This is a genomic window from Nocardioides lianchengensis, assembly GCF_900101465.1.
GTDB classification, from domain to species: domain Bacteria; phylum Actinomycetota; class Actinomycetes; order Propionibacteriales; family Nocardioidaceae; genus Nocardioides; species Nocardioides lianchengensis.
The window spans coordinates 72,657-90,819 of record NZ_FMZM01000017.1; the positions used below are offsets into that span (position 1 = coordinate 72,657).

Annotated in this window: 22 protein-coding genes; 14 read left to right on the plus strand and 8 right to left on the minus strand. The window is 73.0% G+C overall.

Features of this window, described 5'->3' with window-relative positions; genetic code table 11:
• Genes BLT76_RS23930 through BLT76_RS23950 form a run of 5 tightly spaced genes read right to left on the minus strand, consistent with a single transcriptional unit; the run spans position 1 to position 3,861 of the window.
• The gene (locus BLT76_RS23930; protein ID WP_090860824.1) at positions 1-1,182 is read right to left on the minus strand and encodes an ABC transporter permease; all 1,182 of its coding nucleotides are present in this window, start codon (positions 1,180-1,182) and stop codon (positions 1-3) included.
• Positions 1,179-1,850, minus strand: a complete 672-nt coding sequence (locus BLT76_RS23935; RefSeq protein WP_090860825.1) for an ABC transporter ATP-binding protein — start codon at positions 1,848-1,850, stop codon at positions 1,179-1,181. The genes BLT76_RS23930 and BLT76_RS23935 overlap by 4 nt, the downstream gene beginning before the upstream one ends.
• Entirely contained in the window at positions 1,847-2,977 is a 1,131-nt protein-coding gene (locus BLT76_RS23940; RefSeq protein WP_139175844.1) for a peptidoglycan-binding domain-containing protein, read from the minus strand. The genes BLT76_RS23935 and BLT76_RS23940 overlap by 4 nt, the downstream gene beginning before the upstream one ends.
• Entirely contained in the window at positions 2,977-3,597 is a 621-nt protein-coding gene (locus BLT76_RS23945) for a hypothetical protein (protein ID WP_090860827.1), read from the minus strand. Before BLT76_RS23945 ends, BLT76_RS23940 begins: the two co-directional genes overlap by 1 nt.
• A gap of 57 nt (positions 3,598-3,654) precedes the next feature.
• Positions 3,655-3,861 (minus strand): hypothetical protein, encoded by a 207-nt coding sequence (locus BLT76_RS23950; protein ID WP_090860828.1) that lies wholly within the window; start codon positions 3,859-3,861, stop codon positions 3,655-3,657.
• A gap of 238 nt (positions 3,862-4,099) precedes the next feature.
• Here BLT76_RS23950 and BLT76_RS23955 point away from each other — a divergent pair, with 238 nt between their 5' ends.
• The gene (locus tag BLT76_RS23955; protein ID WP_170867235.1) at positions 4,100-4,564 is read left to right on the plus strand and encodes a GreA/GreB family elongation factor; all 465 of its coding nucleotides are present in this window, start codon (positions 4,100-4,102) and stop codon (positions 4,562-4,564) included.
• 13 nt (positions 4,565-4,577) lie between these two features.
• On the opposite strand, the gene BLT76_RS23960 is transcribed toward BLT76_RS23955, so the two are convergent.
• On the minus strand, positions 4,578-5,717 hold the full coding sequence (locus BLT76_RS23960; RefSeq protein ID WP_170867236.1) for a CDP-glycerol glycerophosphotransferase family protein: 1,140 nt from the start codon (positions 5,715-5,717) through the stop codon (positions 4,578-4,580).
• A 65-nt stretch (positions 5,718-5,782) separates the two neighbouring features.
• Between BLT76_RS23960 and BLT76_RS26020 the strand changes: the two genes are divergently transcribed.
• The 5 genes from BLT76_RS26020 (at position 5,783) to BLT76_RS23980 (ending at position 9,031) form a co-directional block, all read left to right on the plus strand.
• On the plus strand, positions 5,783-6,646 hold the full coding sequence (locus BLT76_RS26020; protein WP_170867237.1) for a hypothetical protein: 864 nt from the start codon (positions 5,783-5,785) through the stop codon (positions 6,644-6,646).
• Between the two features lie 37 nt (positions 6,647-6,683).
• Positions 6,684-7,535 carry a sensor histidine kinase gene (locus BLT76_RS23965; RefSeq protein ID WP_170867238.1) on the plus strand — a complete coding sequence of 284 codons (852 nt, stop codon included), beginning with the start codon at positions 6,684-6,686 and terminating at the stop codon, positions 7,533-7,535.
• Positions 7,536-7,553: 18 nt separating this feature from the next.
• The gene (locus tag BLT76_RS23970; RefSeq protein ID WP_090860832.1) at positions 7,554-7,730 is read left to right on the plus strand and encodes a DUF1059 domain-containing protein; all 177 of its coding nucleotides are present in this window, start codon (positions 7,554-7,556) and stop codon (positions 7,728-7,730) included.
• A gap of 211 nt (positions 7,731-7,941) precedes the next feature.
• A complete protein-coding gene (locus tag BLT76_RS23975; RefSeq protein ID WP_090860833.1) occupies positions 7,942-8,448 on the plus strand; it encodes a hypothetical protein in 507 nt (168 codons plus the stop codon).
• 91 nt (positions 8,449-8,539) lie between these two features.
• Positions 8,540-9,031 carry a hypothetical protein gene (locus BLT76_RS23980; RefSeq protein WP_090860834.1) on the plus strand — a complete coding sequence of 164 codons (492 nt, stop codon included), beginning with the start codon at positions 8,540-8,542 and terminating at the stop codon, positions 9,029-9,031.
• A 27-nt stretch (positions 9,032-9,058) separates the two neighbouring features.
• Here the strand turns inward: BLT76_RS23980 and BLT76_RS23985 are convergent, their stop codons facing one another.
• Together BLT76_RS23985 and BLT76_RS23990 are read right to left on the minus strand one after the other, a co-directional pair.
• Complete coding sequence (locus tag BLT76_RS23985; protein WP_139175846.1) at positions 9,059-10,288, minus strand: DUF1501 domain-containing protein; 1,230 nt, start codon at positions 10,286-10,288, stop codon at positions 9,059-9,061.
• A gap of 5 nt (positions 10,289-10,293) precedes the next feature.
• The gene (locus tag BLT76_RS23990) at positions 10,294-11,868 is read right to left on the minus strand and encodes a DUF1800 domain-containing protein (protein WP_090860836.1); all 1,575 of its coding nucleotides are present in this window, start codon (positions 11,866-11,868) and stop codon (positions 10,294-10,296) included.
• Between the two features lie 211 nt (positions 11,869-12,079).
• On the opposite strand from BLT76_RS23990, the gene BLT76_RS23995 reads away from it, so the two are divergent.
• From BLT76_RS23995 to BLT76_RS24030, 8 genes are all read left to right on the plus strand, one after another.
• Positions 12,080-13,426 carry a hemolysin family protein gene (locus BLT76_RS23995; RefSeq protein ID WP_090860837.1) on the plus strand — a complete coding sequence of 449 codons (1,347 nt, stop codon included), beginning with the start codon at positions 12,080-12,082 and terminating at the stop codon, positions 13,424-13,426.
• Positions 13,426-14,475, plus strand: a complete 1,050-nt coding sequence (locus BLT76_RS24000) for a hemolysin family protein (protein ID WP_090860838.1) — start codon at positions 13,426-13,428, stop codon at positions 14,473-14,475. Before BLT76_RS23995 ends, BLT76_RS24000 begins: the two co-directional genes overlap by 1 nt.
• 17 nt (positions 14,476-14,492) lie before the next feature.
• Complete coding sequence (gene clsA / locus BLT76_RS24005; protein ID WP_280139659.1) at positions 14,493-15,107, plus strand: cardiolipin synthase ClsA; 615 nt, start codon at positions 14,493-14,495, stop codon at positions 15,105-15,107.
• On the plus strand, positions 15,100-15,969 hold the full coding sequence (locus BLT76_RS24010) for a DUF881 domain-containing protein (protein WP_090860839.1): 870 nt from the start codon (positions 15,100-15,102) through the stop codon (positions 15,967-15,969). The genes clsA and BLT76_RS24010 overlap by 8 nt, the downstream gene beginning before the upstream one ends.
• Positions 15,966-16,298, plus strand: coding sequence for a small basic family protein (locus tag BLT76_RS24015; RefSeq protein ID WP_090860840.1), 333 nt, complete (start codon positions 15,966-15,968; stop codon positions 16,296-16,298). The genes BLT76_RS24010 and BLT76_RS24015 overlap by 4 nt, the downstream gene beginning before the upstream one ends.
• Positions 16,291-17,046, plus strand: a complete 756-nt coding sequence (locus BLT76_RS24020; protein ID WP_090860841.1) for a DUF881 domain-containing protein — start codon at positions 16,291-16,293, stop codon at positions 17,044-17,046. Before BLT76_RS24015 ends, BLT76_RS24020 begins: the two co-directional genes overlap by 8 nt.
• 52 nt (positions 17,047-17,098) lie before the next feature.
• Positions 17,099-17,485 carry a glycine cleavage system protein GcvH gene (gene gcvH / locus BLT76_RS24025; protein ID WP_090860842.1) on the plus strand — a complete coding sequence of 129 codons (387 nt, stop codon included), beginning with the start codon at positions 17,099-17,101 and terminating at the stop codon, positions 17,483-17,485.
• 140 nt (positions 17,486-17,625) lie between these two features.
• Positions 17,626-18,162, plus strand: a complete 537-nt coding sequence (locus BLT76_RS24030; RefSeq protein WP_090860843.1) for a zinc-ribbon and FHA domain-containing protein — start codon at positions 17,626-17,628, stop codon at positions 18,160-18,162.
• Position 18,163: the final 1 nt, after the last annotated feature.

Consider the following 18,163-nt stretch of genomic DNA (forward strand, 5'->3'; position numbering starts at 1 on the left):
CTAAGCCGTCGCCAGGGCGGCGGTGGGGGAGAGGCGGGAGGCGCGGACGGCGGGGTAGATGCCGGCCAGCGCACCGACGACCACCGCGCCCAGCACGCCACCCGCCACGGCGGGCAGGGGGACGACGGCCGGCCACCCGCGCGCGACCGCGTACCCGACGCTGCCGAGCACCCCGGTCGCCGTCCCGGCCGCACCGCCCAGCAGCGAGAGCAGCACCGCCTCGGTGAGGAACTGCCGTCGTACGTCGCGCCGGGTCGCCCCGAGCGCTCGCCGCAGGCCGATCTCGCGGCGCCGCTCCAGCACGGACACGATCATCGTGTTGGCCACCCCGATCCCGCCGACCGCGAGCGCGACGCCGGCCAGCCCGAGGAAGAGCGCCGCGAAGGTGCCCTGGGTGGCGCGCTTCGCGGCGAGCGCGTCGGACGGGCGGCTGACCGAGATCAGCCCCGGCAGCGTCGGGTCCAGCGTCGCCGGTAGCACGTCGCGGACCGCCTCGACCTGCGACTCGACGGCCCGGAGGTAGACGACCGTGGGGCGGCCGTCGTACCCGAGGTGAGCGCGAGCGGCGCCCGCGCCGACGAACGCCGCCTGCTCCAGCTCGGGGGTGAGCGGCATGGGTGCGAGGACGCCGACCACGCTCATCCAGGTGTCGTCGACCAGCAGCTGGCGGGGCCGCGCCGGGTCCACGCCGTCGACCCCGAGCCAGGCGGCGGCGCGGGCGCCGAGCACCACCGCCGGGAGGTCGACGGTCGCGTCGCTGAGGAAGACCCCGGCCTCGACCCGGCCCCGCACGGCGGCCAACAGGTCCGGCGTGGCGGCCAGGGTGGTGATACCCGCGGTCCGGTTGGGGTCGGCCAGCGGGTCGCCGAGCACCCGCGCGTTGAGGTTGGCGACGGCCGCGGCGGCCTCGACCGGCGGGATCCGACGGACCATGGCGGCCACCTCCTCGGGGAGGGTGGGAGCCGGGTCGCTCGCCCCGTTCGGCTGCGCGACGAGCACGTCCGTGCCGAGCTCGCTGAGCCGGCGGTCCAGGTCGGCCTGCCCGCTGGCCGGGATGCCCGTCACCAGCACCAGGGTGGCGATGCCGAGGGCGATCCCGACCGCGCTCATCACCGCACGACCGGGCCGGCCGCGGACGCCGTGCCAGCCGAGGACCAGGGCGTCGACGAGTGCGCTGCTCATGCGACCACCACCGGGGAGAGCCGGCCGTCGCGGATCTCGACGCGACGCGCGAAGGTGGCGGCGACGGCCGGGTCGTGGGTGATCAGGGCGATCGTGGTGCCCTCGACGTGCAGCTCGCGGAAGAGCGCGAGCACCTGGCGCCCGGTCGCCTGGTCCAGGGCGCCGGTCGGCTCGTCGGCCAGGACCAGGGCGGGACGGTTGACCAGCGCGCGGGCGATGCCGACGCGCTGGCGCTCGCCGCCGGACAGCTCGTGGGGCAGGTGGGTGGCCCGGTGGGCCAGCCCCACCCGCTCGAGTGCCTCGAGGGCGAGGCCGCGACGCCGGCGGCGCGGCACCCCGGCGTACAGGAGGCCGGTGGCGACGTTGTCGGCGGCGCTCAGCCGATCGGCGAGGTGGGACTGCTGGAAGACGAAGCCGAGCCAGCGCGCCCGCAGCCGTGAGACCGCCGCGTCGCCGAGGTCGCCGGTCCGCTCGCCCGCGATCTCGACGGTGCCCGACGACGGCCGGTCCAGGGTGCCCATCAGGTGGAGCAGGGTCGACTTACCGGACCCGGACGGCCCGACGATGGCCAGGTCCTCGCCACGCTCCACGGCCAGGTCCACCTCGTGCAGGGCGACCACGCCGCCGGCGTACTCCTTGCGGACGGCGGTCAGCCGCAGGACGGTCACGACGCCACCACGACGGTGTCGCCGTCCTCGAGACCCGTGACCTCGACCAGGCCGTCGGCCACCATCCCGAGGGTCACCGGCACCAGGGTGCCGTCGGACCGCTCCACCGCGTGCCCGCCGCCGGCCAGGGTCAGCAGCGCGGTCACCGGGACCTGCAGGACGTCCTTCCGGGCGGCGGTCGTGATCGAGGCCGTCACCGGTCCGAGGACGGCGTCCGCGAGCTGCCCGGCGCGCGCGGCCTCGACGACCACGGCGACCGTGGGCGGGCCGCCACTCTCGTCGTCGCTCGTGGCCCGGCCACCGATGGAGACGATCCGGGTGCGGAGCCGCCGCCCGTCCGCGAGCGAGACGCGCACGCGGCGGCCGGGCGCCAGCGACCGGGCCAGGTCCGGCGGTGCCTGCAGGACGATCGAGCGGCGGGTGCTGGTCACGGTCAGCACGTCCGCAGCGGCGTCCGCGCCGACCTGTGCGGTGACCGCGTCGACGCGCACGGCGCCCGCCACCACGACGACCTCGCCCGGCTCCAGGACCCCGGTGCCCTCCAGGCCACGGGCCTCCTGCCAGTCCGCGACCGCGCCGGCCAGCAGCGAGCCGTAGGTCGCGTCCTCGGTCGTCCCGCCGTAGAGACCCAGGGCGGCCAGGTTGGTCGCGACCAGGTCGACGTCGTTCCCGGTCAGCAGCGGTACGTCGGGCGGCGGGTCGTCCCCGCCCTTACGGTCCTCGTCCTCGTCCTCGTCCTCGTCCTCGTCGCGCTCGGGCGGGGCCGGGTCCGCGGTGAGCGTCCGGTAGAGGGGCAGGTCGCCGTACAGGACGGCGACGGGGGAGTCGTCGACCCGGTAGAGCTGCTCCCCGCGGCGGACCGTGAGGCCCGCCGACGGCAGCCAGGTGACGATGCCGGGACCACGTCCGGTCACGGTCACCGGGGCGCCGTACCCGAGCTCGCCGGTGACCTGGGTGGCCTGGCGGAGGTCGCCCCGGACCACGGAGACCGTCGCCACGTCGGGGGCGGGGGCCGGGCCGGACGGGCTGGCGTCACGGCCGGTCAGCAGCAGCCCGGCCCCGGTTCCCCCGGCGACGACCAGGAGCACGGCGGCCGCGACGAGGATCCGCCCGCGCAGGGGCGGCATCACGCCGCCCCGAACGCCTGCACCAGGCAGGTCTGCTCGAGCTCGGCCGAGTCGTCCGGCACCGAGTGGCCCTCGGAGTAGGTCCAGTCGAGCTGGTCGTCGGTGAGGAGGGTGACCCACAGGCCGCCGTCCTGCAGGCACTGCACGTAGGCCTGTCGCTGCTCGTGGAAGTCCGGGTTGGTGGCCGCCTCCAGCGCCGGCGGCTGGACCGGCTCCAGCTGCAGGCAGGCCGCCTGCGCCTCCGGCGGAGCGGGGTAGTCGACGAGGACGCCGGGATCGCCCTCGCCGTTCGCGCCGAGCGCGACCGCCGGCCCGTCGCCCGTCGGCGCCTTCGCCCCGTTCTCCAGCAGACAGGTGTTGTAGGCGTTCCAGATGGTGGCCCGACGCTCGGGACTGTCGTCGACCCGGAAGACCGGACGACGGTCGCCCTGGCCGGCGGAGGCGCCCGTCGGCGACCCGGTCGGAGCACCGGCGGGAGGGGTCGTCGCCGCGGGGGTGCTCGCCGTCGGGGGGAGCGAGGCCACCCGGGGGTCGGAGGCGTCGCTCCCGCAGGAGGTCAGCGCGACCAGCAGCGGGAGGGCGAGGAGCGAGAGGGCCCGGCGGCCACGGAGCGTCAGCATGACGGCGACGCTAGGGACGAGTTGTCAGGAACCTGTCAGGTCGCCGTTCGCAGCCGATCAGGCTCGGACTCGCACGCCGTCCTCGGCGCCGCCGGGACCGGCGTAGCGGATCAGGTGGTGCACGTGCCGGGCGAGGGCGATGACGCTGCCGACGCGGGCGGCCTGCTGACGGCTGGCGTGCTGGCCGGGCAGCTCGCCGCGCCCGACGACGCGGTTGCGCCACGCGCCGCAGGAGAAGTAGGTCTCGACGTCGCCCTGGGTCATGGGTCCTCCCGTCGTGAGGTCGGGCACCGGGCCTGTGGCTGGACCCGTGTCCCCCCAACGCGTCAGGATCCCGTCACGTTACGCCTCTGCTCCCGGCGGGGAAACACGCCGTTTGCCCGCGCGGTCTACTCTCCCCTCGGAGCAGCGGGAATGACTGGGCGACCAGCGTGGTTGCGGCTCTGCCCGGACCGTCCCAGGGACGGGCCGCACGACGTCCGGACACCTGAAGGAGCCTCCCTTGACCCTCACCTCCGCCACCAGCACCCCGGGCAGCGCCTCGGCCCTCCTCGCCGAGCGCCTCGAGGCGCTCCGCGTCGAGCGTGAGCAGGTCCTGGCCGAGAGCCGCCTCGAGGCCGTCGGCGACGTCGCCGACCGCGCCACCAACGTCGAGGCGACCATCCGCCTGCAGCTGCTCGATGAGCGCATCGCCACCATCGAGCTCGAGATCGAGCAGGCCGGCCGGCAGCAGCACACCGACGGGGTGGTCTCCGTCGGTGACGTCGTCACCCTCGACCTGGGCGACGGGCCCGAGACGTACGTCGTCGGCTCGGTCGAGCAGGCCTCCGCCGGCGTCGACACGGTCACCCCCGCCAGCCCGCTGGGTCGCGCCATCCTCGGCGCCGAGGTCGGGACGACGGTGACCTACAGCCCCCGCTCGGGCGTGAAGCTCTCCGCTGTCATCGTCTCGGCCGAGACCGCCTGACCCGCCTGACCCCTCAGGCGGTCGCCGCCGCGTCCGGCGGCACCGCGCCGACCAGCCGGTCGCGCAGCTCGACGAGCTCGGCGACCGCGCCGAGGAACCGCGTCGTGCTGTCGCCGACCTGGAGGTCGTCGAAGTAGTGGTGGCGCATCGCCACCCGGGCCAGGTGGTGCTCGTCGTGCTCGAGCCGCGCGGTCAGCAGTGCGGTGAGATCGGCGACCGCCGCGGTGTCGAGGACGTCGGCACACCGGCTCACCGGCACGTCCTGGCGCAGTCGCTCGCCGTCGTGGTGCCGGTCGGTGATGAAGATCGGCTTCTCGGTGCGCAGGTAGAGCCAGTCCAGGCCCACCGAGGACACGTCGGTGATCATCGCGTCGCAGTCGGGCATCACCGCGAGGATGTCGCCGACGATCACCGACTCGTGGCCCGCGTCCGGCTCCTGCCGCGCCGCGGCCGCGACCAGCGCCAGGATCTCGTCATGGCCCCGGCGGATGGCCGGGGTGAGGCTCGTCGTGACCTTCGGGTGCGGCTTGTAGACCACGCGCGCATCCGGGACCGCCAGGATCGCCCGGACGATCTCGGGGCCGAAGACGTCGACCGACGTGTAGTCGTTGTAGTCCGCGTCGCCCTCCCACGTCGGGGCGTAGAGCACCGTACGACGCTCCGTCGCCCCGAGGATCGGCTCGGGCCGCAGATCGAGCTGGGGCCGGCCGATGCGGACCAGGCGCGAGGTGTCGAACTCCAGCAGCCCGGCCTCGTGCCGCTGGACCGCCGCCTCGCCGGCGACGAACACCCGGTCGTAGGCCTTGGCGTTGTTGCTGGCCATGCTCTGCTTGTCGCTCTCGCCGTGGTTGATGTGCACGTGCAGCATCCGCCCGTCGATGAGCGACTGGAAGTTGCGCATCGAGTTGTTGCAGTACAGGACGACCTTGGCGCCGAGCCCGGCGTACAGCTCGGTGAGCTCGGGGAACGACGGCACCAGGAAGACCGGCAGCGAGGTGCGGTCCAGGCAGACCTGCGCGCTCTCGGGGTCCCGCGTGACGATCCCGACGGGATGCTCTTCGTGGAGCCGCTCGAGGACCGGCAGCCACTGCAGGAGCTGGTAGACCCGGGTGGGGTCGTCGGGGAAGTACGCGAGAGCGTCGAGCGTGTGCACGCGCGGATCATAGGGCTGGAATGTTGCGGCTGATGACATCGGTGCGCCGTCCTAGAGTGAGCACTGTGATCCGCGTGCGACTCGCCCTCCTGCTGGTCGCTGCGGTGGCGCTCGGGGGATGCGCGGGAGGTGACTCCTCAGGCCCCGGAGGAACCGGCCCCGAGGTGGTCGCGATGCCCGCCGGACTCTCAGCCTACGTCGACCAGGGGCGGCTGTTCCGGGTCACGCGGACGGCCTACGTGCGGCTGGTGAACGAGCCGGACCGCCAGGTCACCGTGACCCACGCCGAGATCAGCTCGCCGCGCTTCGGCGAGGTCACGTGGGCGGGGGAGAAGGACTTCGAGAACGAGGCCGACCTGCCGTTCGAGGTGCCCCACGGCCGGTGCGGCGACGGGTCCGACGCGCACGTCCGGCTGACCTACCGCATCGACGACGGGCCGGAGCAGGTCTCGGAGGCCACGGCGACCGACCGGTACGGCGCGATCGGGTTGTTTCTCGACCGCGACTGCGCCGAGGAGGTGCTGGCCGAGGCCGCGACGGTCGAGCTCGGGACGCCGCGGGTCGTCGGATCCGGCCGGGCGTCGGTCTTCGAGCTGCCCGTCACCCTGACGCCCACCGGGGACCGTGACGATGTCGCGTTCGGGGGGTTCGAGGACACCGTGCTGTTCCGCGCGGCCCCGGGGTCGCCGGTCGCCGACCGAACCCCGGCCGTGCCGCTCGGCCCGAAGGACCCGCCGGCCGAGGTCGTGCTCCGGCTGGTGCCGACCCGCTGTGACCCGCACGCCCTCGCCGAGGACAAGGTGGGCACCCTGGTCGGGGTCCGGGTCGTCGCGCCCGAGCTGGGCGACGCGGCGTCGTACTTCCTGCCGATCGGCGACAAGCGCCGCGCGGCGCTGCGCGGCTTCTTCTCCACCCACTGCGGCCTCTGAGCCTCACGTCGGGCCGTCGGCTGCCGATCCTTCGGACGTGAGCTCCGAGCAGCGCCGCCTCCGGCCGCACCTGGTGCCGGTCGACCGGGACGCCGACGGGACCCGGGACGCCCGGGTCGCCGCGACCCTGGAGGTGCTCGGGGGTCAGCCGACGCACGCCGTCGCGCGCCGCTGGCAGGTGGACCCCGCGGTCCTCGAGCGCTGGGTGCGCACCTTCGTCGACGCCGGTACGGCGCAGGTCACCAACCGACCGGACCCGGACGCGGCCACCCAGCGCGACCGCTTCCTGGCGGCCTTCGCCCACGAGCTCCGCTCGCCGCTCACCGTCGCCCGCGGCTGGGTGGCGATGCTGCGCGAGGACGAGCTGCCGCCGAGCGTCCTGGCCCGCTCGGTCGACCGGCTCGACGATGCCCTGGCCCGGCTCGCCGATCGGGTCGTCGACGTCGAGCTGCTGGCCGCCGCGTCGCTCGGCCGGCTGCGCCTGGAGCCGCGGTCGGTGACCGTCGGCGAGCTCGCGGACGGGCTGACCGATCTCGGCGAGATCGGGGGGCTCGGCCCGGACGTCACGGTCCGCGCCGATCCCGACCTCTTCCGGCACGTGCTGCGCGACCTGTGGCAGGCCGGTCACTCGATCCCGACCCCGCGCGAGCTGCGGCTGGAGACCGCGGAGGTGCCGCCCTGGGTGGAGCTGCGCGTGGTCCGGGATGCCGACCCGATCGACCTCGACGTCCTGCAGGCGCTCTTCGAGCCGTTCGACCTCAACGACGACGGCACCGGGGTCACGATCGGCCTCTACCTGGCCCGAGCCCTGGTGATCGCTCATGGCGGCACCCTCGGTGCCGATCAGGATGAGGAGAGGGCCGTGCTCTGGGTGCGGCTGCCACGTTGAAGATCTGGGGGATCCACCTTGTTCAAGCTCGCCTGCGGTGACGTCATGCCGGGATGCGCAGCCCGATTCGAGCACGCCGACCGCGATCAGCTGCTGGCCCAGGTGGCCGGGCACGCGGCGGAGACGCACGGCATCACCGACATCACCCCGCCGGTGCTGGCGCTCGTCGAGAGCAAGCTCGCCTTCGTCGCCTGAGCCCGGCTCACGGGGATCGACCCCACGGGGACGTCGCCGTGGCGGGTGTCTTGCGCGAGCGGCTCCGGCCACGACGACGAACCTGACCGCGCCCTGCTTCCGTCGGCGCTGGCCACCGGATGAGGTGTGCCACGTTTGCGGTCTCGGCGGGTGTGGGCACCGTCGGGGGTGCGCGCCGCATCGGCGCGCGTCACCAAGCAGAGGAGACGACGTGAGACGAATCGGGACGTGGGCCGCGGCGATCGTGCTGGGGGCCGGCGCGCTCGCCGCCTGCGGCGGTGACGACGGCAGCGGGAGCGACGACGCCAGTGGCGGGGGCGGCGGCGACTCGTCGTACTGCGACAAGCTGAGCGGCTTCCGCGACACCCTCCAGAACACCTCGGACGCCTCGAGCTTCACGAAGTTCAAGGACGCCGCCGAGGAGCTCGCCGACGAGGCGCCGGACGAGGTGTCCGGCGACTGGGAGAAGATCCAGGACGCGTTCGGCCAGCTCGAGGACAAGCTCGAGGAGGCCGGTCTGTCGATCGAGGACCTCGACGACCCCACGGCGCTGCAGAGCGCCGACCCCGAGGCCATGGCCACGCTCCAGGAGGAGCTGACCAAGATCGGCGAGGACCTCGACGGAGCGGGCGAGAAGATCTCCGACCACGCCGAGTCCGAGTGCGACATCGACCTCGACGGGTCCGACGACTCGGCGTCGCCGTCCCCCTCGAGCTGACGCACCACGGACCCCCGCCCGCGCGCCACCCGTGACTAGGGTGGTGCGCGGCGCGGGGGTCCGCCGCGTCACGACCCGAGGGGAACATCGGATGCGCACGATCGCGACGTGGGCGGCCGCAGCGGCGGCGGGAGCCGCACTGCTCGCCGGGTGCAGTGACGGCGACCCGGGTGACGGCGTCGGCGTCGACACCTCGGGCAGCGGTGCCGCGGACGGGGCCTACTGCGAGAGCGTGGTGGACTTCCCCTCGCTCCTGGCCGGTCTGGGTGCCTCGGAGACCTTCGACACCTTCGCCGAGACGACCGAGAGGCTGGCCGAGAACGCGCCCGTGGAGATCGCGGACGAGTGGGATCGGATCCGCGAGGCCTTCGCCAAGCTGTCTGACGAGCTGGCCGAGGCCGGCATCTCGGTCGACGACCTCACGACCTTCGAGCTGACGCCCGAGCAGGAGGAGAAGCTGGCCGCGATCCAGGGCGACGTGCTGGCCCTCGGCCAGGAGGTCGACGCGGCCGGCACCGCGATCACCGAGCACGCCCGGAAGTCGTGCGACCTCGTCCCCGGGGTGCCCTCGCCGTCTACCTGACCTGCTGCACCGCGCCGTACGGCGGGCTCAGACGCCCTGCATGAACCCGACCCGCTTGCGCTTCAGCCCCGGGAAGACCCGGGGGATCGAGGCGCCGAAACGGGACTGGACGACGTCGGCCAGGACGTTGCGGTAGTCGGTGGTGACCCCCAGGTCGGCGTCGGAGGTGTTGGTCAGGCCGGGCCAGCTCGCGTAGTAGCCGCCCTTCACGCCCGCGCCGATCGCCAGCATCACGTTGCCGTGACCGTGGTCGAGGCCGAAGTTCGCGTTCTCCTGTACCCGGCGCCCGAACTCGCTGAGCACCACCATCGTGACCTTGCCGGTGTGCGGACCGAGGTCGCCGAAGAACGCCGCCACGGCTGTGGCCAACTCCTGGGCGTTATCGCGCATCGAGCCCCACTCGAGCGTCCCGAGACCGTTGTGGTGGTCCCACTCGCCCTGGTCGACGGTGATCACCTCGGTCCCGACATCGCCCCGGACCACCCGGGCGACCTGGGCGAGGGCCTTGCCGAGGTCGGTCGCCGCGTAGCTGCTGGTGCGGTCGGCGGCGGCCTGGACCGGCCCGAACCCGTTCACCGCCTCGAAGGCCGACCGCATCCCCCGGCCGAGCGGGGAGCGGTCCGAGTCCCACAGGGTGTGCAGGGACCGGGTGCGGCCGCGCTGGTCGCCGGCCGGGATCGAGAGCCCGTCCGGCCGGTCCGCGGCCATCACCGGCTGAGGGCCGTACAGGGAGGTCGGGACGACGCTGCGGCCGAGGTGGAACCCCTCGAGCGGGGAGCGGCTCGCATCGGTGCCGATCAGCCGGTTCAACCAGCCCTGGCGGGTGGTCGAGCCCGGGTTCGCGTCCTCGACGGCCTCCATGGCGGCGAAGTGGGACCGGTTCGCGACCGGCAGGCCGGTGGCGTGGATGGCCGCGACCTTGCCCGCGGTCCAGAGCGGGACCAGGGCGCTCAGCCGCGGGTGCAGGCCGAAGGTCCCGTTGCGTGCGAGCAGCCGATCCGCCGGGATGGCGATCTTCGGGCGCGCGGCGTAGTAGACGGGGTCGGTGTAGGGCACCACCAGCGACAGGCCGTCGGCCGCGCCGCGCAGGGACAGCACGACGAGCACGGACCGGGCGGGCGCGAGGGCCTGCGCGGGTGAGGTGGTCACCACGGCGGAGCCGACGACGGTGGTGACGCCGGCGAGCGCGACGCCACGGAAGAGCCCACGGCGGGTGACGGCGGCGTACTCCGGGCAGCAGGGGGTCGGGGAGGTCATCGCGATCACCGGGTCAGGTGGGTGGGGGAGTCGAGGAAGGTGACGAGCAGCCGAGGGAAGGACCACTTCACCAGGCCGTGGTCGGCGGTGATCCGCTCGTGCGGCCGTACGTCGACCGCCTGGCAGCAGGCGGCCAGCAGCCGCTTGGTCGAGTGCCGGCCGAGCAGCTGCTGGGAGAGGTGGTCCACGAGCTGGTCGAAGCGGATCGACCGCCGCGGCAGCCACTGCCGCGGCTTGCGGTAGGCGATCCCGGTCTTCGGCCACCAGCCGCCGCTGAGGCTGTAGTGGACCTGCATCGAGGCGATCAGCCGGGACGGCGATGACCAGGACTCGCTGTCGATGGGCTGTCCGTCCGGTCGGGGCCAGCCGAACGGCGTGGTGCCGATGCTGCTGGCCTGCCAGAGCACCTGGGTCGCGGCGTACTCGTCGCCCTTCCTCCCCTCGGGCGGACGCGCGAAGCGCACGCCGAGGACCCGGAGGGTGGCGACCAGGTCCTCGCCGGGGTCGCGCACCTTGTCGCCGGCGCTGCGCTTGAACTCCTTCGACGCGACCAGCGCCCGCAGCACCGGCGCGATCGCCGTGTCGTTCTTCAGGTAGACCCGGGCCAGCCGGGAGACCAGGGCGGGCGACGGGTTGTCGCGGACGAACTTGACCGCGAGCTTCCGGGCCAGGTGGCGCGCCGTCGCCGGGTGGTGGGCGAGGTGCGCGAGGTAGGCCATGGTCACCGCGCGCCCGTCCCGCGAGCGGTTGGGGTGCTTGAACCCGACGACCGAGACCGCGCCGGTGGCGTGGTCGGCGGGGACGTACGACGGCTTCCAGGTCTTCCACATGTCGACGTGCCAGCCGGTGAGGATCCGGGCCGACCCGCGGACGTCGGCCTCGGTGTAGGCGCCGCGGCCGACGGTGTGCAGCTCCAGGAGCTCGCGACCGAGGTTCTCGTTCGGGTGCCGGGCGGTCGACACCGCCCCGTCGAGGTAGACGAGCATCGCGGGGTGCACCGTCGTGGCCTGGAGCATCCGGTCGAAGCGGCCGAGCGCGTGCTTGCGGATCGTCCGGCCGTACGACGCCCGGAACAGTCCGTGCGCGTCGCCGTTGACCGGGACGTGCAGGTGGTTCTCCCAGAACTCGGTCATCACCTCCAGGACCTGGCGGCGCGAGTAGGTCCGTCGGAGCAGGCAGGCGCGGGCGTAGTCGGCCGTGACCTCCCAGACCCCCTCGACGTCGGCGGCCTGACGCTTCCAGAGCTCGGCCGGCCCGCGGGACAGGCCGGACCACCAGCCGAAGTGGTTCGGCACGCCGCGGTCGGAGACCCTGCCCGGCCGGAGCTGCCGGGCGAACCACTTCTCGGCGCCACCGGCCCGTCGTACCTGCTGGGTGAGGGCGGGCGTGACGCCGTACGAGAAGCGGTTGACGAGGTGCCGGTCGGCGGCCGAGAGGAGCTTGCGGCGGCCGCGGTAGCGGACGGCGCGGTAGGACACGGCGGCGTCGGCGGTCGAGGGGAGGAGGACGGCGGAGCCGCTGCCGGCGACCGCGACCGAGCCGGTCAGGAGCGTGCGACGGGTGCCCGAGAGGGGAGGCATGGAGGTTCTCCACGGAGGGGGGGACGAGGAGGCCGACCGCCCCGGGAGCTCGAGGCGACCGCGTCCAGCCTAAGGCGAGGAGCTCCCGGAGTGCGGCGGATCAGGTCACGGGTCAGTATGCTTTGCGACTCATCCGGCTACGTCTCGAAGGACTCACCTCCCGCCCCATGGACGGCTCTCAAAGTAGTTCGCTCCCGTCAGGGGAGCGCCGATGACCACCTCCCTCCTGCTCCTGGCCCTCGCCCTGGTGCTGGTCCTGCTGTGCGGCGTCTTCGTCGCGGCGGAGTTCTCGTTCGTCACCGTCGACCGCAACCGGGTCGAGCAGGCGGCGGCCGCCGGCGACGTCGGCGCCCAGGGTGTGCAGACCGCGCTCCGCAGCCTCTCGACCCAGCTCTCCGGAGCCCAGGTCGGCATCACGCTCACGAACCTCGGCATCGGCTTCCTGGCCGAGCCGGCCATCGCCGAGCTGGTCCGCGGACCGCTGGAGGCGGTGGGCACGCCGTCCGGCGCGGTGAGCCCGATCGCGATCGCGTTCGGCCTGGTCCTCGGCACCGTGCTGACCATGTTGTTCGGCGAGCTGGTGCCCAAGAACTACGCGATCGCGCTGCCGCTCGAGACCGCTCGGGCCACCCAGGGCGTGATGCGCGCGTTCACCGCCGTCAACCGGATCCCGATCCGCTTCCTCAACGGCTCCGCGAACGCTCTGGTCCGCCGGCTCGGGATCGAGCCGCAGGAGGAGCTGCGCTCGGCGCGCAGCTCCACCGAGCTGGCCTCGCTGATCCAGCGCTCGGCCGACGAGGGCACCCTCGACGCCGAGACCGCCGAGCTGATGGAGCGCTCGGTGGAGTTCGGCACCCGCTCCGCCGGCGAGATCATGACGCCGCGGGTGCGCACCTACAGCCTCGAGGTCAACGACCGGGCCAGCGCGATCATCGAGGCCGCCCGGCACACCGGGCACTCCCGCTTCCCGGTGCTCGACGCCGACGACGCCGTGGTCGGCACGGTCCACGTGAAGCACGCCGTCGCGCTGCCGCTGCACGAGCGCTCGACCACCAAGGTCAAGCACCTGATGGTCAAGCCGATCGTGGTCCCGGACTCGCTGCGCCTCGACCCGCTGCTGGCGCTGCTGCGCGAGGACGGCTTCCAGATGGCCGTCGTCCTCGACGAGTACGGCGGGCACGCCGGCATCGTGACCCTCGAGGACGTGATCGAGGAGATCGTCGGTGACATCTCCGACGAGCACGACCGCAGCGGTTCCCGGGCCCGCCACCGGCGCGACGGATCGTGGTCGATCTCGGGCCTGCTGCGTCCCGACGAGGTGGAGGACCTGACCGGCATCGAGCTGCCCGACGACGAGGACTACGACACCGTCGCTGGCCTGGTGCTGAAGGTGCTCGGCCGGATCCCGCAGCGCGGCGACCTGGCCGAGGTGCCGGTGCCCGACCGCTCCGACCCCGACGAGCCGCGCGAGCAGCTCGCGGTGCTGACCGTCGAGCACATGGACGGCCTCCGGGTCGACCGCCTCTCGTTGCGGCTGCTGGAAGGGACGGACGCCTGATGAGCGACTACACCGCCCTGGTGGTGGCCGTGCTGCTGCTCGCCTTCAACGCCTTCTTCGTCGGCGCGGAGTTCGCGCTCATCTCGGCTCGGCGCAGCCAGATCGAGCCGCGCGCCCAGGCCGGCTCGCGGATGGCGCGCACCACCCTGCGCGCCATGGAGAACGTCTCGCTGATGATGGCGGGCGCCCAGCTCGGCATCACCATCTGCTCGGTCGGGCTGGGTGCGGTCGGCGAGCCCGCCGTCGCCCACCTGCTGGAGCCGCTGTTCGAGGGTCTGGACGTCCCGCACGGGCTGGTGCACCCGATCTCGTTCGTGATCGCGCTGGCCATCGTGGTCTTCCTGCACGTCGTGCTCGGCGAGATGGTCCCGAAGAACATCGCGATCGCCGGCCCCGACCGGGCCGCCCTCGTGCTCGGTCCGCCGATGCTCGGCGTCGTGACCGTCCTGCGCCCCGTCATCGTCGCGCTCAACGCGATCGCCAACGGCACCCTGCGGCTGCTGAAGGTGGAGCCCAAGGACGAGATCAGCTCCAGCTACACCCGCGAGGAGGTCGCGGCGCTGGTCGAGGAGTCCCGGGGAGAGGGACTGCTGGAGGACGACGAGTACGACCGGCTGGCGGGTGCGCTGGGCTTCACGGAGAAGACCGTGTCCGCGGTGCTGATGCCCCGGGCGACCCTCTCGACCGTACGGCGGGGCTCGTCCGCCGCCGACGTCGAGGCGCTCTGCGCCGCGACCGGCTTCAGCCGGTTCCCGGTGGAGGGCGACGACGGCGAGCTGCTCGGCTACCTGCACATCAAGGACGTGCTGGAGCCCGACGAGGAGCGTCGCCTGCGCCCGATCGAGGACAAGTGGATCCGACCGTTCGCGCCGGTCACCGCGCAGGACGCGCTGCACGACGCGCTGGAGCAGCTGCAGCGGCGTGGCGCCCACATGGCGCGGGTGGTCGACCCCGACGGCACCACCGTCGGACTGGCCACGCTCGAGGACGTGATCGAGGAGCTGATCGGAGAGATCCGCGACGCGGCCCACCTCGAGGAGCAGGTCTGACCTCCCCACGATCTAGGGTGTCGACCGTGGTGGACGAGGCGGCGGCGACCAACCGGGTATGGACGCTGCCCAACGTGCTCAGCATGCTGCGCCTCGCCGGGGTCCCGGTCTTCCTCTGGCTGGTGCTGGGACCCGAGGCCGACGGGTGGGCGCTGGCCCTGCTGATGGTCTCCGGCTTCACCGACTTCGCCGACGGCTGGCTCGCGCGCCGGTTCAACCAGACCACGGTGGTCGGGCAGATCCTGGACCCGGTCGCCGACCGTCTCTACATCCTGGCGGTCGTTGTCGGCCTGGCCCTGCGCGACGTCATCCCCTGGTGGATGGCGGTCTCCCTGCCGTTGCGCGACCTGCTGATGTGGGGCCTGGTGCCGCTGCTGCGAACCCGCGGCTACAGCGCATTGCCGGTGCACTTCCTGGGCAAGGCCGCCACCTTCAACCTGCTCTACGCCTTCCCGCTGCTGCTCCTCGGCGACGGCGACGGGACGGTCGCCACGCTCGCCGACGTCTTCGGCTGGGCCTTCGCGTTCTGGGGGATCGGGCTCTACTGGTGGGCCGGCGTCCTCTACGCCTGGCAGGTACGCCGGCTGCTCGCCACCACCGAGCGCCGGACGACGGCGGCCCGCCATGGCTGACACGAAGGAGCGGCTGCCGGCCCGGGTGACCATGCCGCTGCTCACCCTGATCACCCAGCAGTCCCTCGATGAGGACTACCTGCACGCCGCCGAGCGGCGGGTGGCCCGCGGCGGGGCGAACCCGCCACCGGGCCACCGCGGGCGTCGTACCGCTGCCGTGGTGGCGGTCGTCGCCGTCTTCGGCGTGCTGGTCACGACCGCGGCGGTGCAGACCAACCGCAACGCCGACACGGTCGACGCGGGCCGGGAGAGCCTGATCGAGCAGATCCTCAACCAGCGGGCCGACGTGGCCGCGCAGCAGGTGAGCCTCGCCGACCTGCGCGACGAGATCGCCGATCTCGAGGACGAGCAGGACCGCACCGACGCCGCCCAGCAGTCGGTGGCCGACGCCAACGAGCGTCTCTCGGTCCGCACCGGTGGGGTGGCGGTGCGCGGCCCGGGCGTCCGGATCACCGTCGACGATCCCGAGCAGGGGGAGGAGCGGATCCGCAAGGAGGACCTCTTCCTGCTGATCAACGGCCTGTGGCAGGCGGGTGCGGAGGCGATCGCGCTCAACGGGCACCGGCTCAGCGTGGTGACCTCGATCAACAACTCCGACGTCGCCATCAACGTGGAGTCGTCGGCGCTGCTTCCGCCGTACACGCTGCAGGCGATCGGCGACTCGGGCCGGCTCGCCGCCGACCTGCTCGACACCGACACGTTCGAGCGGTTCGACGCGCTCCAGGACCGCTACGGCTTCCGCTTCGACATGGACAATGAGGACTCGATGGTGCTGCCGGCCGCCCGCGACAAGCGACTGCGGAACGCCTCCGTGGCCACGACGCAGTCCGACCGTAGGGCCGAGGAGGGAACCACGCCGTGATCGCCGCACTCGGGTTGCTCGCCGGGATCGTGCTGGGGCTCGTCTTCGAGCCCGACGTCCCGCAGTCCCTGGAGCCCTACCTGCCCATCGCCGTGGTCGCCGCCCTGGACGCCGTGTTCGGCGGCCTGCGCGCCTACCTCGACGGCATCTTCGACGACAAGGTCTTCGTGGTGTCGTTCGTGAGCAACGTCGTGATCGCGGCGGCGATCGTCTACCTCGGCGACCAGCTCGGCGTCGGCGGCCAGCTCTCGACCGGCGTCATCGTCGTCCTCGGCATCCGGATCTTCTCGAACGTCGCGGCGATCCGGAGGCACCTGTTCCATGCCTGACCCGACCCCCCACGAGGCTCCCGCCAGCGGACGGGAGCGGCTGCAGCGGGCCCTCACCCGCCCGTCGCGTGGGCAGGCCGTGGTGGCCGTGCTTCTCGGGCTGCTGGCGTTCGCGGCGATCACCCAGGTCCGCGACACCCAGGTCGACGACGCCGACTTCGCCGGCTACCGCGAGCAGGACCTGATCGACGTGCTCACCGGCCTCGCCGGCACCAGCCAGCGGGCCGAGGCCGAGATCTCGCGGCTCGAGGACACCCGCGACGAGCTCCGCTCCGACTCCGACCGTCGCCAGGCCGCTCTCGGGCAGGCCCGGACCGAGGCCGAGACGCTGCGGATCCTCGCCGGTCAGGTGCCGGTGACCGGGCCCGGCCTCCGGATCACCGTCAAGGAGAAGACCGGCCCGGTCAGCGCCGAGACCCTGCTCGACATGGTCCAGGAGCTGCGCACCGGCAGTGCCGAGGCGATCCAGGTCGACGGGCAGGTCCGGCTGGTGGCGCAGAGCGCCTTCTCGGAGGGCGTGGGCGGGATCGTGATCGACGGGCAGCAGCTCGAACCGCCGTACGTCTTCGACGTGATCGGGGATCCGCACAGCCTCGAGGGTGCGCTCACCTTCCCGCTCGGGCCGCGATACCAGGTCGAGGAGATCGACGGGGGCACCCTCACCTTCAAGGACCCCGGCCGCCTTGAGATCACCGCGGTGCGCGACGTCGTGGATCCGGAGTACGCCCAGGCCGCTCCCGGGCAGTAGCCTTCGCAGGCACCGTTGCACCGCCCCGCCCGCTCGGACCAGAGGAGACGCCTTGTACCCCGACGACCTTCAGTACACCTCCGAGCACGAGTGGCTGCGCTCGCCCGGTGAGCAGGAGGGGTCGGTCCGGGTGGGCATCACCCACTTCGCCCAGGACGCCCTCGGCGACATCGTCTACGTCTCGCTCCCCGAGGTCGGCGACACCATCGAGGCCGGCAGCACCTGCGGCGAGCTGGAGTCGACCAAGTCGGTCAGCGACGTCTACGCGCCGGTCTCCGGCGAGGTGGTGGCCCGCAACGAGGCCCTCGACGCGACCCCCGAGCTGGTCAACAACGACCCCTACTCCGGCGGCTGGCTCTTCGAGGTCGTCCCGTCCGACCCGACCCAGCTCGACGAGCTGATGGACGCCGCGGCGTACGTCGAGTCCCTCGGCTCCTGACCGTCCCGCCCGCGAGGCCCGAACCGGCTTGAGCGCGAGGCTGGGGCTGATAGGTTCGGACAACCGTCAACCTCAGCCCGGCCTTGAGGGTTCCGCCTTGGGGGACCTGGGGTTTCACGCACGACTCCGGAGGATGACCGATGCCGTTCTGCACAGCATGTGGCAGGCAGAACCCCGACGACGCCCGTTTCTGCTCGCAGTGCGGGACCCGGCTCGCGAGCGCCGAGCCGGCGCCTGCCGCTGACGACACGACCGTCAGCGAGCCCGTGGGGGAGTCCACGGCCACGATCCAGATCGGGGTCGGCGACAAGGCGGAGACCTCGGACCGTCAGCTCAACCCGGTCGACGCGGCCGCGGTCGACGCGCTCCCGACGGGCCACGCGCTCCTGGTGGTCCAGCGCGGCCCCGGCTCCGGCAGCCGGTTCCTGCTCGACGCCGACGTGGTGAAGGCCGGTCGGCACCCGGACAGCGAGATCTTCCTCGACGACGTCACCGTGTCCCGCCGGCACGCCGAGTTCACGCGCGAGGGCGCGTCGTTCACGGTCAGCGACGTCGGCAGTCTCAACGGGACCTACGTCAACCGCGACCGGATCGACCGGGTGCTGCTCACCGACGGCGACGAGGTCCAGATCGGCAAGTACCGGCTGGTCTTCTTCTCCGGACAAGAGAGCGCCTGAG